Here is a 14,859-nt window from a genome sequence, read left to right as displayed (position 1 = left end):
CCGCCTCCGCCCCGGCCGTTCAGGCCGGCATGACCCCCGCATCACCGGGGACGGCGAGCCGCCCGCTCGCCTCGGTCAGCTCGCGCAGGCGCCCGGCGAGCCCGTCCGTCAACTGCCCGGGGCGCAGGCGCCAGGTCCAGTTGCCGTCCGCCTGTCCGGGCAGGTTCATCCGCGCCTCCGTGCCCAGCCCCAGCACGTCCTGCACGGGGGCCATGGCGATGCGGGCGTTCGTCCCGAGGGCGAAACGCAGGAAGTCCCAGTGCGGCTCGCGCCCGTCGCTGCCCATGTAGTCCAGCATGGCACGGCCGGAACGGGACTGCTCCCCGCCGATGGAGCGGAACCAGCCCATGATCGTGTCGTTGTCGTGCGTCCCCGTATAGAACACCCGGTTCCGGGGGAAGCGGTCCGGATCGTAGCTCTCGGGGTGGAAGTCCTCGCCCCACTCGAAGGGGAGCACGCGCATGCCGGGGAAGCCGAAATGGTCCCGCAGCCGCTCCACCTCCGGCGTGATGATGCCCAGATCCTCCGCGATCACCGGCATGTCCCCGAACCGCTCCGTCAGGGACTGGAACAGCTCGTAGCCGGGAACGGGCACCCAGCGGCCATGGATCGCCGTCTCCTCCCCGGCCGGCACCTGCCAGCAGGCGTCGAAGCCGCGGAAATGGTCGATCCGGATCAGGTCCACCTGCTCCATGGTCTTGGCCAGCCGCCTCTGCCACCAGGCGAAGTTCTCCGCCCGGTGGGCGTCCCAGCGGTACAGCGGGTTGCCCCAGAGCTGTCCGGTGGCGCTGAAATAGTCCGGCGGCACCCCGGCCATCACGGTCGGGCAGCCCGCCGTGTCCAGCTCGAACAGCTCCGGTCGGCTCCAGACGTCGGCGCTGTCGGCGGCGACGAAGATCGGCATGTCGCCGATGATGCGGATGCCCTGGGCGCGGGCATGGTCGTGCAGCCGCTGCCACTGGCGGAAGAACAGGAACTGCTGGACCTTGACCTTGCGCACCTCGAACCCGAGCGTGTGCCGCGCCTCGCCCAACCCGATCGGGTTGCGGGTGACGTAGAGCGCGTTCCACTCGGTCCAGGCGCGGCCCCTGTGGCGGGCCTTCAGCGCCGTGTAGAGCGCGTACTCGTCCAGCCAGTCGGCCTCGTGGCGGGCGCGGAACAGGTCGTAGTCCACCCACAGCTCGTCATCCGACGGCCGCTTCAGGAAGGCGGCGCAGACCGTGTCCAGCGCCGCCAGCTTGCGCTCGATCACGGCGCCGTAATCGACATGCTCGCCGTTGCCGGGCAGGTCCTCCAGCACGGAGGGCGGGGCCAGCCCCTCCTCGACCAGATCCTCCAGGCTGATGAGCAGCGGATTGCCGGCGAAGGTGGAGAGGGCGGAATAGGGGGAGTTGCCGGCGCTGGTCGGGGCCAGCGGCAGGATCTGCCAGAAGGTCTGGCCGGCGGCCGCCAGCCAGTCCAGGAAGCGCCGCGCCTCCGGCCCCAGGTCACCGATGCCGTGTCCGCCGGGAAGCGAGGTGGGATGCAGCAGCAGGCCGCTGGCGCGCGCGTCGGTCATCGTCAAGGCTGGCTGTCTCTGGCAGGGGAGAGGGAGTCGCCGATGGCGGCGGGCCGGTCCCTGATAGTAGGGGCCGGGGATTCCCGGTCAAACCCCTTTGTTACGCCCGCCTTGTCACGTCGCCCCTGTTGCGCCGGCCGCCCCTCTGGCCGTCAGGCGGGGGGCTTCACGAAGATCACCGTGGCCAGCGGCGGCACCTCCACCTCGGCGCTGAAGGGCTGGCCGTCCCAGGGAACGCTCTCCGCCTCGATGCGGCCCCCGTTGCCGATGTTGGTCCCGCCATAGAGGGCGGAATCGGTGTTCAGCGCCTCACGCCAGGTCCCGCCCGCCGGCAGGCCGATGCGGTAGCGCGGCCGCGGCACCGGGGTGAAGTTGCACACCACCGCCGCGGCGCTGCCCGGCTGCCGGCCGAAGCGGGCATAGGCCAGCAGGGAATCGTCCGCCGACTGCCCCCGGATCCAGCGGAACCCGTCGGATTCGCAGTCCAGCTCGTGCAGCGCCGGCGTCTCGCGGTAGAGCCAGTTCAGATCGCGCACCAGGTCGCGCACGCCGCGGTGCCAGTGGACGTCCAGCAGATGCCAGTCCAGCCCGGCATCGTGGTTCCACTCCCGGCCCTGGGCGAACTCGCCGCCCATGAACAGCAGCTTCTTGCCCGGATGCGTCCACATGAAGCCGTAATAGGCGCGCAGGTTGGCGAACTGCTGCCAGGGGTCGCCGGGCATGCGCGCCAGCAGGCTGCCCTTGCCGTGGACCACCTCGTCATGGCTCAGCGGCAGGACGAAATTCTCCGAAAAGGCGTAGAGCAGCCCGAAGGTCAGGTCGTCGTGGTGGAACCGCCGATGGATGGGATCGCGCTTCATGTAGCGCAGGGTGTCGTGCATCCACCCCATGTTCCATTTATAGCCGAAGCCCAGCCCGCCGACATAGCTCGGCCGCGACACGCCGGGCCACGCGGTGGACTCCTCCGCCACGGTGACGGCGCCGCCGCCCTGGCCCTCGTCGCTGCCATAGACCAGCTCGTTCATGCGGCGCAGGAAGTCGATGGCCTCCAGGTTCTCCCGCCCGCCGAAGCGGTTGGGCACCCACTGCCCGGCCTGCCGGCTGTAGTCCAGGTAGAGCATGGAGGCGACGGCATCCACCCGCAGCCCGTCCACATGGTAGGCCTTCAGCCAGTAGAGCGCGTTGGCCGTCAGGAAGTTGGCCACCTCCGTCCGGCCGAAATTGTAGATCGCCGTGTTCCAGTCCGGATGGTAGCCCTGGCGGGGGTCGGAATGCTCGAACAGGTGCGTTCCGTCGAAGCGGTAGAGACCGTGGGCGTCGTTGGGGAAGTGCCCCGGCACCCAGTCGATCAGCAGGCCCAGCCCCTCCTGGTGGCAGGCATCCACGAAGGACTGGAAGTCGCTGGGCGTGCCGAACCGGCTGGTCGGCGCATAGAGACCCAGCGGCTGGTAGCCCCAGGAGCCGTCGAACGGGTGCTCGTGAACCGGCATCACCTCGATATGGGTGAAGCCCATGTCCCGCACATAGGGCACCAGACGGCGCGCCAGCTCGCCATAGCTCAGGAAGCCGCCATCCTCCCAGCGCATCCAGGAGCCCAGATGCACCTCGTAGATGCTGACCGGTGCCGAGCGGTCATGGCGGGCGGCGCGGGTCGCCATCCATTCCTGGTCGTGCCAGGTGTGGCGGTCGATGCGGGCCACGACGGACGCCGTGTTCGGCCGCATCTCCCCCTGGAAGCCGAAGGGGTCCGCCTTCAAGGGCAGCAGTTCGCCGCCGGGGCCGATGATCTCGTACTTGTAGACGGCCCCTTCCTCCAGGCCGGGGATGAAGATCTCCCAGATGCCGGCGCCCAGGCGCAGCCGCATCGGGTGGATGCGGCCGTCCCAGTCGTTGAAGTCGCCCACGACGGAGACCCGCTCCGCGTTCGGCGCCCAGACGGCGAAGCGCACGCCGGCCACGCCCTCGATCGTCGTGGGATGGGCGCCCAGCGCCTCCCAGGCTCGCCAGTGCCGGCCCTCGGCCAGCAGGTACTGGTCCATCTCTCCCAGGATCGGCGGGAAACGGTAGGGGTCGTCGATCTCCCGGCAGGTGCCGCCGCGGTCGATGCGCAGACGGTAGGCGAAACGCTCCTGACGGGCGAAGCGCATCTCGAAGAAGCCGCTCTCGTGCCGTCGGGGCATCACGCCCAGTTCCTCGCCCTCGGGGGTGAGCACCGTCACGGCGTCGGCGTCGGGGCGGAAGACCCGCAGCACCAGCCCTCCCTTGGCACCGGGATGGGGGTGCAGACCGAGCACGGCGAAGGGATCGGCATGGGTGCCGGCGGCGACGGCCGCGATCACGTCGGCCGCGATCACGTCGGTTCTGGGGGCCATGGGTCCGTCCTGGGGCTCAAGCGCTGACAAGCTGGCGGTCGTCGCGGAGGGCGGCGGCAGGGCGCCGCAGGGGATCGCCCGTATGTACACCGCGCCGAAGGGCTGCCGCTACCTGAAGGATATCGACGACGGCAAGGTGGGCGATGCGCGAGGTCATCGGGGTATAGGGGCTGCTGTCGTCCGTCGCGTCGACCAGCAGCGGCACCGTGGCCCGCTCGGCCAGCGGGGAGCCGCTGGCGGTGATGGCGACGACCCGCGCACCGCCCGCCAGCGCCAGATCCACGCTGCGCAGCAGCTCGCGCGTCCGCCCGGAGCGGGAGACCGCCAGCGCCACGCCCTGCGGCCCCAGCAGTGCCGCGGCCATCGCCTGGACATGGAAGTCGGTGTAGGCGACGACCGGCAGCCCCAGGCGGAAGAACTTGTTCTGCGCGTCCTGGGCGACGACGCCCGAGGCCCCGAAGCCGTAGCAGTCCAGCCGCCGCGCCTCGGCCAGCACCCCCACCGCCGCTTCCAGCGCGTCGGGGTTGAGCTGGTTGCGCAGCCGCGTCAGCGCACCGATGGAGCGGTTCAGCACCTTGGCCGCGATCTCCGCCACCGGGTCGCCCGGCCGCACCTCGTCCTCCGGCCGGGCGGGGCCGGCCGCGAGGTCCTGCGCCAGCCGCAGCTTGAAATCCTGATAGCCCGAACAGCCGATGGAGCGGCAGAACCGGACAACCGTGGGCTGGCTGACATCGGCGTCGTGCGCCAGCTCCGCCACCGAGGCGTTCACCACCGCATGCGGCTGGCGCAGCACGATGTCGGCGATCTTCTGTTCGGAGCGTCGCAGCCCCGGCCGCATGCTGCTGATCCGGTCGAGCATGTCCCTGTCCCCCCTGTCGGCCCCTGTCGGGGCGGTCGTCTCCAGGGGCGCCCGCCATGGCGGACAGGGGCGTGTAGGAAAACTACAGGCGTGGGCACGGGGGCGCCCTGGTTACCCTCCGAATATTGACCGGACGGCGGGGATGCACTGACCGGCAAAAGGTCGCAAGGGTCGGGCCGGGGGTCGGGCCGGGGTGGAACGGTCCGGTAATCGGATTACCGGAGCGGGAGAGCGCGACGATGGCAGGGCGATGGCAGAGCGTTCTCCGTCCGATGCTGCCCGATGCTGCGCCGCAAAGACCCCTCTTGCGATCCGGTCGCAAACCCGTCAGGCTTCATCGGACGGGGAGGCCTGCGGACAGGGCCTCCAGCGGCATGGATCGAGTGCGAATGGAAGCGGAGAACAGCCGGCCGGATGCCGAAACCCGCCGGATCAGGCGTCGCTGGCATCTGGTCTATGTCGGCCTCGGCTACACCTTCGTCGCCATCGGCGCGGTGGGCGTGGTTCTGCCGGTCCTGCCGACCACGCCGTTCCTGCTGCTGGCGGTCTGGGCCTTCATGCGCTCCAACCCGGAAGCCGCCGCCAAGCTGCTGAACCACAGCCGGTTCGGGCCGCTGCTGCGGGCCTGGCACGAGGAAGGGGCGATCCCCACCCGGGCCAAGATCATGTCCATCTCCCTGATGTTCGGGGCGTGGCTGATCGTGCTCTGGCGGTCGAACGGAATGCTGCTGCCCGCCATCGTCGGCACCATCCTGGTCGGCACCGGCACCTACATCCTGACCCGCCCGGCGCCGAAGAAGAAGCCGGCCGTCTCCTGACCCGCCGGCGCTGACGGACCGCTCACGGACCGCTGACAGACTGCGGCGGCCGCCGGGCTGCCTCCGCCCCGCGGCGGCCGAGGGCGCGCGTGCGGGCGTGTCCGACCACTGTGCGGACGGGGCCTTGCTGCGCCCGCCCGCAGCCCGGATGTCGCCGCCCTGGCGCTTGCAGTTCCCGCACGACCGTTCACAATTCCGCGCCGAACCGCCGCGGCGCCTGCGCGGCCAAGAACGAACGCTCACCGCAGCATCCAGGGAAGGAACGGCCATGCCCGACGCCTATATCTACGACCATGTCCGCACGCCCCGCGGCAAGGGCAAGAAGGACGGGTCGCTGCACGAGATCACGCCGATCCAGCTTGCGACCCAGGTGCTGGCGGGCCTGCGCGACCGCAACGGGCTCGACACTGCCGTGGTGGACGACGTCATCCTGGGCTGCGTCATGCCGGTGGGCGAGCAGGGCAGCAACATCGCCCGCGTCGCCGCCATCAATGCCGACTTCGACGAGACGGTGGCCGGCGTCCAGATCAACCGCTTCTGCGCCTCGGGCCTGGAGGCGGTGAACATGGCCGCGTCCAAGGTCATGTCCGGCCAGTCCGACATGACCATCGGCGGCGGGGTGGAGAGCATGAGCCGCGTGCCCATGGGCTCGGACGGCGGCGCCTGGCCGACCGATCCGGCCGTCGCCATCCGCACCTACTTCGTGCCGCAGGGCATCTCCGCCGACCTGATCGCCACGAAGTACGGCTTCAGCCGCGATGACGTGGACGCCTATGCCGTGGAGAGCCAGAAGCGCGCCGCCCGCGCCTGGGCGGAAGGCCGCTTCGACCGCTCCGTGCTGCCGGTGAAGGACGTCCTCGGCATGTCCGTGCTGGAGAAGGACGAGACGGTGCGTCCCGACACCACGATGCAGACGCTGGCCGCCCTCAACCCCTCCTTCACGGAGATCGGGGCGAACTACGGCTACGACTCCGTGGCCATCCAGAAGTACCCGCAGGTGGAGCGGATCAACCACATCCACCATGCCGGCAACAGCTCGGGCATCGTGGACGGGTCGGCCGGCGTGCTGATCGGCAGCAAGGAGATCGGGGAGCGCCTGGGGCTCAAGCCGCGCGCCCGCATCCGCAGCTTCGCCTCGATCGGCTCGGAGCCGACGATCATGCTGACCGGCCCCAGCTTCTCCGCCGAGAAGGCGCTGAAGCGGGCCGGCATGACGAAGGACGACATCGACCTGTGGGAGCTGAACGAGGCGTTCGCCTCGGTCGTGCTGCGCTTCATGCAGGCGCTCGACATCGACCATGACAGCATCAACGTCAACGGCGGCGCCATCGCCATGGGCCACCCGCTGGGCGCCACCGGCGCCATGATCCTGGGCATCCTCCTGGACGAGATGGAGCGCCGGGACCTGGAGACGGGCCTTGCCACCCTCTGCGTCGGGGCCGGCATGGGCACGGCCACCATCGTCGAGCGCGTCTGACGGTCCGGGGAGGAAAGAAGAATGACGAACGCCATCGCCTACGCCGTCGATGCCGACGGCATCTGCACCCTGACCATCGACCAGCCCGGCCGGTCGATGAACGTGATCGACGCCTCCTTCGCGGACGAATTCGCCGCCGCCGTGGACCGCGCCGTGGCCGATGCCGCGGTGAAGGGTGTCATCGTCACGTCCGGCAAGAAGGCCTTCCTGGCCGGGGCCGACCTGATGCAGCTCGAAGCCCGCTTCGAACAGGCGGCGAGCCTGCCGGTGGACCAGCTCTTCCGCCAGTTCTTCAGCTTCTCCGCCGCCCTGCGGCGGATGGAGACGAGCGGCAAGCCCTTCGCCTGCGCCCTCAACGGCACCGCCCTGGGCGGCGGGTTCGAGATCGCGCTGGCCTGCCACTACCGCGTCGCGGCGGACGATCCCTCGGCCAAGCTCGGCCTGCCGGAGGTGCAGGTTGGCCTGCTGCCGGGGGCGGGCGGCACCCAGCGCGTGCCGCGCCTGATCGGCATCGCGGCGGCGCTGCCGCTGCTGCTGGAGGGGCGCCAGCTCGCGCCGAAGAAGGCGCTCTCCAGCGGCCTGATCCACGCCGTCGTGCCGGCCGACCAGCTCCTGGCCGCGGCGAAGGAATGGCTGGTCAAGAGCCCGAACGCCGTGCAGCCCTGGGACGCCAAGGGCTACAAGGTTCCCGGCGGGGCCGGCGGCATGGACCCGAAGGTGGTCCCGGTCTTCATGGCCGGCAATTCCATGCTGCGGGAGAAGACCCAGGGCAACTACCCGGCCCCGGCCGCCATCATGTCCTGCGTCTACGAGGGCACCCAGCTCCCGATCGACACGGCGCTGCGGGTGGAGGTGAAGTACTTCGCCACGCTGTTCCGCAACCCGGTCGCCCGCAACATGATCCGCACCCTGTTCATCAACAAGGGCAAGGCGGACAAGCTGGACCGGCGTCCCGCCGGCGTGCCGCGGATCACGTTCCGCCGGATGGGCATGCTCGGCGCCGGCATGATGGGGGCGGGCATCGCCCATGTCGCCGCCGTCGCCGGGATCGAGGTGGAGCTGATCGACCAGAGCCAGGAGGCGGCGGAGAAGGGCAAGGCCTGGTCCGCCAAGCTGCTGGCGGACCAGGTCGCCAAGGGCCGGCTCACGCAGGAGGCCGCGGACGCCATCCTGGCGCGCATCCGCCCCACCACCTCCTATGACGGCCTTGCCGACGTGGACATCGTCATCGAGGCGGTGTTCGAGGACCGCACCATCAAGGCCGACGTGACGAAACGGGCCGAGGCGGTGATGCCGGCCACGGCCACCTTCGGCTCCAACACCTCCACCCTGCCGATCACCGGGCTGGCGGAGAATTCCTCCCGCCCGGCCCAGTTCATCGGCATCCACTTCTTCTCCCCCGTGGACAGGATGCCGCTGGTGGAGATCATCCGCGGCAAGGCCACGGACGACGCGACGCTGGCCCGCGCCCTGGACTTCGTGCAGGCGATCCGGAAGACGCCGATCGTCGTCAACGACGCCCGCGGCTTCTTCACCTCGCGCTTCTGCGGCACCTACATCAACGAGGGCCAGACCCTGTTGCAGGAGGGTGTCGTCCCGGCCCTGATCGAGAACGCCGGCAAGCAGGCCGGCATGCCGGTCGGCCCGTTGGCGCTGGCCGACGAGGTCGCGCTCGATCTCTCCTGGAAGATCCGGAACCAGTGGAAGAAGGATCTGGGCGAGCAGTACCGCCCGACCTCGGGCGAGGGCGTCAACGACATCATGGTCGAGAAGCTGGGCCGCATCGGCCGCAAGGGCCGGAAGGGCTTCTACGACTACCCCGAGGGCGAAAAGAAGCGCCTCTGGGCCGGGCTGGGCGAGGTCTGGCCGCAGCGGCCGGAGGCCGACCAGCCGGACGTGGAGGAGGTCAGGACGCGCCTGCTCTACGCCCAGGCCCTGGACGCCGTGCGCTGCCTGGAGGAAGGCGTGCTGACCGATCCGGCGGACGGCGATGTCGGCGCCATTCTCGGGCTGGGCTATGCGCCCTATACCGGCGGGCCTCTCTCCATGATCGACACGATCGGCGTCGCCCGCTTCGTGGCCGAGTGTGATGCGTTGGCCCAGAAGTACGGTGAGCGCTTCAGCCCGCCGACCCTGCTGCGCGACATGGCTGCCGACGGCCGCAGCTTCTACGGCAGCGCCGCCGCCGCCCGCGTCGCGGCGGAGTAAGACGCAGCCACCGTCCAAGGGTTGAAGGGCCGGTCCCCCCGCGGGGCCGGCCCTTTTCCTTTGGCGGGCGCCGCCCTGGGGAACGCCCGCGGGACGGGCCTGTTCGTTCCGGTGCCGGGCCGTCCAGGGGCGGCCGGAGGCCCCCGAGGGAGACGCCCATGACCGCCATCGCCGACCCCGCCGTCGCCAGCCGCCTGGGCCGCGGGTCCCCCGGCCTGATCTGGGCCGGCGGGCTGCTGGGATTCGCCCTGGGCGGGTTCTTCGACGGCATCCTGCTGCACCAGATCCTGCAATGGCACCATCTGCTGAGCGCCCTGGAGGGGGCGGCCTTTGCCGATCTGCGCGTGCAGGTGCTGGCGGACGGGCTGTTCCACGCCGCCATGTACGGGATCGCCGGGGTGGGGCTGTGGCTGCTCTGGCGCCAGCGCGCCCGCTTCGCCCGGCCCGGTGCCGACCGGCGGCTGGCCGGTGCCGCCCTGGTCGGGTTCGGCGTCTGGCATCTGGTGGATGCCGTGCTGTTCCACTGGACGCTGGGCTTCCACCGCATCCGCATGGATGCGGCCCAGCCGCTGGCCTGGGACCTGCTCTGGGCGGCCGTGTTCGGCCTTGGTCCCGTCCTCCTGGGGGTGCGGCTGTGGCGCGGGACGGGACGGGGCGATGGCTCCGGTTCCGGCGGCCCCCGGCGCCGCGCCGTCTTCCCGCTGCTGCTGGCGGCGGCCGTGCTGGTCGGTGGCCCCGTCGCCGCCCGTGCCCCGGACGATGGCAAGGGCTTCGTCACGGCACTGTTCCCGTCCGGACTGTCGCCGCGCGACGGCTTCCTGGTCGCGGCCGACCTCGACGCGCGGGTGGTCTGGAGCAGCGCGGACGGGCAGGTCTGGATGCTCGACCTGCCCGACCCGTCGCGGGTCCACCGGGTCTATGCCCATGGCGGCTGGATCGTCGCCGGGATCGGGCTGCCGGCCGGGTGCTTCAGCTTTGCCCGCCCGGCGTGAGCCGGGGTTCAGAGCCAACCGGCGTAAGCCGGGAGTCAGCGCCTGCCAGCGTAAGCCGATTCATCGGATGCCGTAAAGCTCGCCCGGCAGCCAGAGCGCCAGGGCGGGGAACTGGTACAGGATGAACAGGCTCAGCAGCACGATCGTCATGAAGGGCAGCATGCCGCGGAAGATGTGCGACAGCTCGATCCCCGCCGGTGCCACCCCCTTCAGATAGAAGGCGGACATGGCCATCGGCGGGGTCAGGAAGCTGGTCTGGATGTTCAGCGCCACCAGCACCCCGAAGAAGACCGGGTCGATCCCGTAATTGTCCAGCAGCGGCAGGAAGATCGGCACGAAGATCACGATGATCTCCGTCCATTCCAGCGGCCAGCCCAGCAGGAAGATCAGGAGCTGGGTCAGCACCAGGAACTGCCAGGGCTCCAGGTCCAGCGCCGTGAACCAGCCCTCCACCACATGGTGCCCGCCCAGCAGGGAGAAGACCGAGGCGAAGATGTAGCTGCCGACGAACAGCCAGCAGACCATCGCCGTGGCCCGGCCGGTCAGGAACACGGCCTCCTTCAGCTTGCTCCAGGTGAAGGCGCGGTAGGCGACGGCCAGCACGATGGCGCCCAGCGCGCCGATGCCCGCCGCCTCGTGCGGGGTGGCGAGCCCGAACAGGATGGCCCCCAGCACCGCCAGGATCAGCACCGTCAGCGGCACGAAGCTGGTCAGCAGCATCCAGACGACCCGGCCCACCGGCAGCCGCCCTTCCTCCGGCGGCAGGGGCGGCGCCCGCTCCGGCTTCAGCATCGCCATGCCGATCACGTAGACGATGTACAGCCCGGCCAGCATCAGGCCGGGGATGAGCGCCGCCGCGTACAGCCGCACCACCGATTCCGCCGCCATGGCGCCGTAGAGGATCAGCATGATCGACGGCGGGATCAGGATGCCCAGACAGCCGCCGGCCGCGATCACGCCCGTCGCCAGCCGCTTCTCGTACCCCGCCTTCAGCATCGCCGGCAGGGCCAGTACGCCCATCAGGGTGACGACCGCGCCGACGATGCCGGTCGCCGTGGCGAACAGCGCGCAGGTCGCCAGCGTCGCCACGGCCAGCGAGCCGGGGATGCGCCGGAGCGCGATCTGGATCGAGTAGAACAGCCTGTCCAGGATGTTCGAGCGCTCGATCATGTACCCCATGAAGAGGAACAGGGGCACGGAGATCAGTACGTCGTTCGCCATCACATTGTAGGCCCGCTGCACCAGCAGCGGGAAGATGGCGTCGCCCACGGCGTAGAAGCCGAACATCACCGAGAGCGCGATCAGGGTGAAGGCGATCGGGAAGCCCAGCAGGATGGTGAAGATGAACACCACCAGCATCAGGATGCCGACGGCAGGGTCGCTCATCGCAGACCTCCCGAAGTCTCGGTGTGTTCATGCGCCATGCGGTCGCTGTCGTCGGCGATGGCATGGCGGCGCAGCATCTCCTCCTCCAGCTCCACCACGTCATGCAGCCGTGGCGGCCAGGAGCCCGTGCGCAGGCAGACGATGCAGCGCGCCGCCTCGACCAGCCCTTGCAGCAGCAGCAGCACGCCGGCCGCCGGGATCAGCCCCTTGAAGGGATAGATCGGCGGCCCGTCGGGGGTGAAGGAGCTGTGCTCGTTCATCCGCCAGGACAGGTCGAAGAAGTTCCAGCCCGAATAGATCAGGGTCACGGCCGCCGGGAAGAAGAACAGCAGATAGAGCGCCAGATCGACGCCCGCCTGCACCCGCGGCGGCCACATCCGGTAGAGGAAATCCCCCCGCACATGGCCGTTGCGGGACAGCAGATAGGCGCCGCACATCACGAACAGGGCGCCGTACAGCATGTAGCTGGTGTCGTAGGCCCAGCTCGTCGGGGCGCCCAGCGCATAGCGCATGAGCACCTCGTAGCTGACGACCAGCGTCAGGGCCAGCACGCACCAGGAGAAGGCCTTGCCGACCAGGGTGCTGATCCGGTCGATCATGAAGAGAAGACGTCCCATCGGGTCCCCGCGCCTGTGGCCGGCCTGTCGGAAGGTGTCCGGGAAACTCGGGAAAGGGAAGATACGGTGCGGGGGCCGGGGGAGGGCGGCGCCGACAGCCGGCACCGCCCCGGACCCACCCCGGACCCGCTGCGGCCTCAGCCGAAGAAGTGCTGGAACGCGAGATCCTGCCGGACCTCGTACTCCTGCTCGAACGCGACGACGCGCCGCGCGAAGTCGCGCTGGCTGTCCACCACCTTCTTGAAGAAGGCGTCCTTGGACTTTTCCTCGATCACCTTGTCCCAGGCGGCGAGCTGCGCCTTCAGCACGCTCTCCGGGGTCTTGTAGACCTTCACGCCGGCCGCCTTCATCGCTTCCAGATCGCGGGAATAGCGGTCCATCGCCTTCCAGGACATGTCGGCCGAAGCGGCCTCCGAGGCAGCCTGGAGCACCGTCTGAAGCTCCTTCGGCAGGGCCTGGAACTTGGTCCGGTTGAAGATGACCTCGAAGCTCTCCGCCGCCTGATGGTAGCTGCCCAGCATGTAGACCTTGGACACGTCGGGGAAGCCCAGCGCCCGGTCGGAGGAGGGGTTGTTGAACTCCGCCCCGTCCAGCAGGCCGCGGTCCATGGCCGGCACGATGTCGCCGCCGCCCATGATGGTGACGGCCACGCCCAGCTCCTTGTAGAGGTCGGCCGCCAGCCCCACGGTGCGGTACTTCAGGCCCTTCATGTCCTCGATGGAGGTGATCTCCTTCTTGAACCAGCCCAGCGGCTGGGTCGGCATCGGGCCGTAGAGGAAGCCGACGAGATCGAGCTTCAGCACGTCCTGGAGCAGCTCGTTGTAAAGCTGCTGGCCGCCGCCGTACTTCACCCAGCCCAGCATCTGGTTGGCCCGCCAGCCCCAGGCCGGCGGCGTCCCGAACAGGGAGAAGGCGGGGTGCTTGCCGTACCAGTAGGCGGTGACGCTGTGGCCGCCGTCCAGGGCCCCGGCGATGATGGCGTCCTGCAACTGCAAGGCCCCCACCACGGCGCCGGCCGGCAGCAGGTCCAGCTTCAGCCGGCCGCCGGACAGGGCGTTGACCTTGGCCGCGTAGTCCTGCGCGAACTCGTGGAAGATGTCCCGCGCCGGCCAAGTGCTCTGGAAGCGCAGGGTGGTGCTCTGGGCCCGCGAGACGTTGGGCATGGCGACGGCGCCGACGGCCGTGCCCGCCACGGCCCCCGCCGCGGCGCCCAGGAAGCGGCGCCGGCTGCGGCCGGCCGTGCTGCCCGCCGTGGTGGCTGCCGTGCTGCCCGCCGCGCCCTTGTTCGGCTGTTCCTCAGACATGCGATGCGTCCTCCCGTTCGTTGTTCCAGCATTCCGGGGGACGTCCAGGCGGCCCACGGAAAGCGTCCGGCCCTTGGGGCCGGTTCACGACGCCGGAAGGATCGTAACTTGCTTTTCGGAGCTTTCCAATTTTCCAGAAGCTACCGGGGCCGCGACGCCTTCGTCAGCCGAACAGGGCCGAGAAAAAGCCGATCAGGAAGTCCCACAGCGCGGCCAGCGCCTCGGGGATGAAGGAGCCGACCTCGTAGGCGATGCGGTAGGCTTCCGTGCTGCCATCGGGGCCCGCCTCCGGGGGGACGAGACGCACCCCGTCCCAGAACCCGTCCAGGGCATCGCCGATGACGGGCAGCAGGCCCTGCGCTTCCTCGCCCGCCCGTTCGCCCAGATCGCGGGCCCGGCTGCCCTCTCCAGGGCCGGCCGGCCCGGTGCTGCCGGTAGCGTCCATCGCCGTTCCTCCGTTCCACGCCAGCCCTGCCACGGGCGGTCCGGACGGGGAAACGCCGCCGGCCCGCTCCGGGTTCACCGGCGGGCCGGCCGTGCTCCCGGGGGCGGGCGTCAGCCGGCCGCCCGCTCCCGGTTGGTCAGGCCGCAGGTGCGGTACTGCCGGCCGATCCAGGCCAGCACCTCCTCCTCCGTCGCTTCGACCCAGAGGTCGTCGGTGCCGTCGGCGAAGGCCGCGGCCTCGCTGCTGTCGATCCAGCGCCCGAAGCGCCAGCGCTGCGCCAGCCGGTCCCCGCCCGGCAGCGGCACGAAGCGGAAGGGCCAAGCGGTGCGGCCGGTGCTGTCCAGCGCGAAGAAATAGGCCGCCGGTCCGGTCCCCTCGGTCGGGTGGACGGCGGCGCCGGCGAAAAGCCGGCGCGCCGGATCGGCGGTATCGGAGCACGTCATCGGTGACTCTCCTTGAGGGGGCTCTGGCCCTCGGTGGCGTGTGGCCCCCCGGGTGTGTGCCCTGGGGACCGGCATCATGCGTCGATGGTGGAACGCGACAACGGGCGGGGACCCGTTCCGTTCCAGCAGCGACGGCGGGAGGATGGGCAGAAGTCCCACTACCGGGCTGTGCGAAATATCACTACCTCCGGCCCCCGCGACCCCTTGTCCGGCCACGGCGGCGGTTTCACCTGTCCGGAGAGCGGTGCCGATCAGGCGGGCGGGCGGAAAGCCCCCGGCTGAAGGCCGGGCGAAAGGCCCCCGGCTGAAGGCCGGGCGAAAGGATAGTCCGCCACACCCAGGGTTGACGTTCTTTTCATCTCCCCGTTCCATGGGGATCA

Annotated in this window: 12 protein-coding genes; 4 read left to right on the top strand and 8 right to left on the bottom strand. The window is 70.1% G+C overall.

Translation table 11 applies throughout. The annotated features are described in order from the left end of the window. Positions 1-19: 19 nt before the first annotated feature. The 3 genes from malQ to ACFQPS_RS08715 form a co-directional block, all read right to left on the bottom strand. Complete coding sequence (malQ, locus tag ACFQPS_RS08725; protein ID WP_377358198.1) at positions 20-1,564, bottom strand: 4-alpha-glucanotransferase; 1,545 nt, start codon at positions 1,562-1,564, stop codon at positions 20-22. 146 nt (positions 1,565-1,710) lie between these two features. Then, positions 1,711-3,930: a 1,4-alpha-glucan branching protein GlgB gene (gene glgB, locus ACFQPS_RS08720; RefSeq protein WP_377358196.1), complete on the bottom strand. Its 2,220-nt coding sequence runs from the start codon at positions 3,928-3,930 to the stop codon at positions 1,711-1,713. Between the two features lie 16 nt (positions 3,931-3,946). After that, on the bottom strand, positions 3,947-4,789 hold the full coding sequence (locus ACFQPS_RS08715) for a MurR/RpiR family transcriptional regulator (RefSeq protein ID WP_377358194.1): 843 nt from the start codon (positions 4,787-4,789) through the stop codon (positions 3,947-3,949). 374 nt (positions 4,790-5,163) lie between these two features. Here ACFQPS_RS08715 and ACFQPS_RS08710 point away from each other — a divergent pair, with 374 nt between their 5' ends. The 4 genes from ACFQPS_RS08710 (at position 5,164) to ACFQPS_RS08695 (ending at position 10,284) form a co-directional block, all read left to right on the top strand. Then, the gene (locus tag ACFQPS_RS08710; RefSeq protein WP_377358192.1) at positions 5,164-5,607 is read left to right on the top strand and encodes a YbaN family protein; all 444 of its coding nucleotides are present in this window, start codon (positions 5,164-5,166) and stop codon (positions 5,605-5,607) included. Between the two features lie 268 nt (positions 5,608-5,875). Next, a complete protein-coding gene (locus ACFQPS_RS08705; protein ID WP_377358191.1) occupies positions 5,876-7,084 on the top strand; it encodes an acetyl-CoA C-acetyltransferase in 1,209 nt (402 codons plus the stop codon). A 21-nt stretch (positions 7,085-7,105) separates the two neighbouring features. Next, entirely contained in the window at positions 7,106-9,292 is a 2,187-nt protein-coding gene (locus ACFQPS_RS08700) for a 3-hydroxyacyl-CoA dehydrogenase NAD-binding domain-containing protein (RefSeq protein WP_377358190.1), read from the top strand. Positions 9,293-9,450: 158 nt separating this feature from the next. After that, positions 9,451-10,284, top strand: coding sequence for a DUF2243 domain-containing protein (locus ACFQPS_RS08695; RefSeq protein WP_377358188.1), 834 nt, complete (start codon positions 9,451-9,453; stop codon positions 10,282-10,284). A 60-nt stretch (positions 10,285-10,344) separates the two neighbouring features. On the opposite strand, the gene ACFQPS_RS08690 is transcribed toward ACFQPS_RS08695, so the two are convergent. The 5 genes from ACFQPS_RS08690 to ACFQPS_RS08670 form a co-directional block, all read right to left on the bottom strand. Then, positions 10,345-11,670 (bottom strand): TRAP transporter large permease, encoded by a 1,326-nt coding sequence (locus tag ACFQPS_RS08690; RefSeq protein ID WP_377358187.1) that lies wholly within the window; start codon positions 11,668-11,670, stop codon positions 10,345-10,347. Continuing rightward, positions 11,667-12,287 carry a TRAP transporter small permease subunit gene (locus ACFQPS_RS08685; RefSeq protein WP_377358184.1) on the bottom strand — a complete coding sequence of 207 codons (621 nt, stop codon included), beginning with the start codon at positions 12,285-12,287 and terminating at the stop codon, positions 11,667-11,669. Before ACFQPS_RS08685 ends, ACFQPS_RS08690 begins: the two co-directional genes overlap by 4 nt. Before the next feature lie 137 nt (positions 12,288-12,424). Beyond that, the gene (locus ACFQPS_RS08680; protein WP_377358182.1) at positions 12,425-13,591 is read right to left on the bottom strand and encodes a TRAP transporter substrate-binding protein; all 1,167 of its coding nucleotides are present in this window, start codon (positions 13,589-13,591) and stop codon (positions 12,425-12,427) included. Positions 13,592-13,754: 163 nt separating this feature from the next. Next, the gene (locus ACFQPS_RS08675; RefSeq protein ID WP_377358180.1) at positions 13,755-14,036 is read right to left on the bottom strand and encodes a hypothetical protein; all 282 of its coding nucleotides are present in this window, start codon (positions 14,034-14,036) and stop codon (positions 13,755-13,757) included. Positions 14,037-14,146: 110 nt separating this feature from the next. Further along, the gene (locus tag ACFQPS_RS08670; protein ID WP_377358178.1) at positions 14,147-14,479 is read right to left on the bottom strand and encodes a hypothetical protein; all 333 of its coding nucleotides are present in this window, start codon (positions 14,477-14,479) and stop codon (positions 14,147-14,149) included. Positions 14,480-14,859 lie beyond the last annotated feature (380 nt).

This window comes from Rhodocista pekingensis (assembly GCF_042665545.1).
Taxonomy (GTDB): Bacteria; Pseudomonadota; Alphaproteobacteria; order Azospirillales; family Azospirillaceae; genus Rhodocista; species Rhodocista pekingensis.
Note: the sequence above shows the minus strand (reverse complement) of the source record. Positions and strands in the feature narration are given on the sequence as shown.

Excerpts from the sequence above, each read along its gene's own strand:
- glgB (WP_377358196.1), bottom strand. The coding sequence starts at position 3,930 with ATGGCCCCCAGAACCGACGTGATCGCGGCCGACGTGATCGCGGCCGTC.
- ACFQPS_RS08715 (WP_377358194.1), bottom strand. The coding sequence starts at position 4,789 with ATGCTCGACCGGATCAGCAGCATGCGGCCGGGGCTGCGACGCTCCGAA.
- ACFQPS_RS08710 (WP_377358192.1), top strand. The coding sequence starts at position 5,164 with ATGGATCGAGTGCGAATGGAAGCGGAGAACAGCCGGCCGGATGCCGAA.
- ACFQPS_RS08705 (WP_377358191.1), top strand. The coding sequence starts at position 5,876 with ATGCCCGACGCCTATATCTACGACCATGTCCGCACGCCCCGCGGCAAG.
- ACFQPS_RS08700 (WP_377358190.1), top strand. The coding sequence starts at position 7,106 with ATGACGAACGCCATCGCCTACGCCGTCGATGCCGACGGCATCTGCACC.
- ACFQPS_RS08695 (WP_377358188.1), top strand. The coding sequence starts at position 9,451 with ATGACCGCCATCGCCGACCCCGCCGTCGCCAGCCGCCTGGGCCGCGGG.
- ACFQPS_RS08690 (WP_377358187.1), bottom strand. The coding sequence starts at position 11,670 with ATGAGCGACCCTGCCGTCGGCATCCTGATGCTGGTGGTGTTCATCTTC.
- ACFQPS_RS08685 (WP_377358184.1), bottom strand. The coding sequence starts at position 12,287 with ATGGGACGTCTTCTCTTCATGATCGACCGGATCAGCACCCTGGTCGGC.
- ACFQPS_RS08680 (WP_377358182.1), bottom strand. The coding sequence starts at position 13,591 with ATGTCTGAGGAACAGCCGAACAAGGGCGCGGCGGGCAGCACGGCAGCC.
- ACFQPS_RS08675 (WP_377358180.1), bottom strand. The coding sequence starts at position 14,036 with ATGGACGCTACCGGCAGCACCGGGCCGGCCGGCCCTGGAGAGGGCAGC.
- ACFQPS_RS08670 (WP_377358178.1), bottom strand. The coding sequence starts at position 14,479 with ATGACGTGCTCCGATACCGCCGATCCGGCGCGCCGGCTTTTCGCCGGC.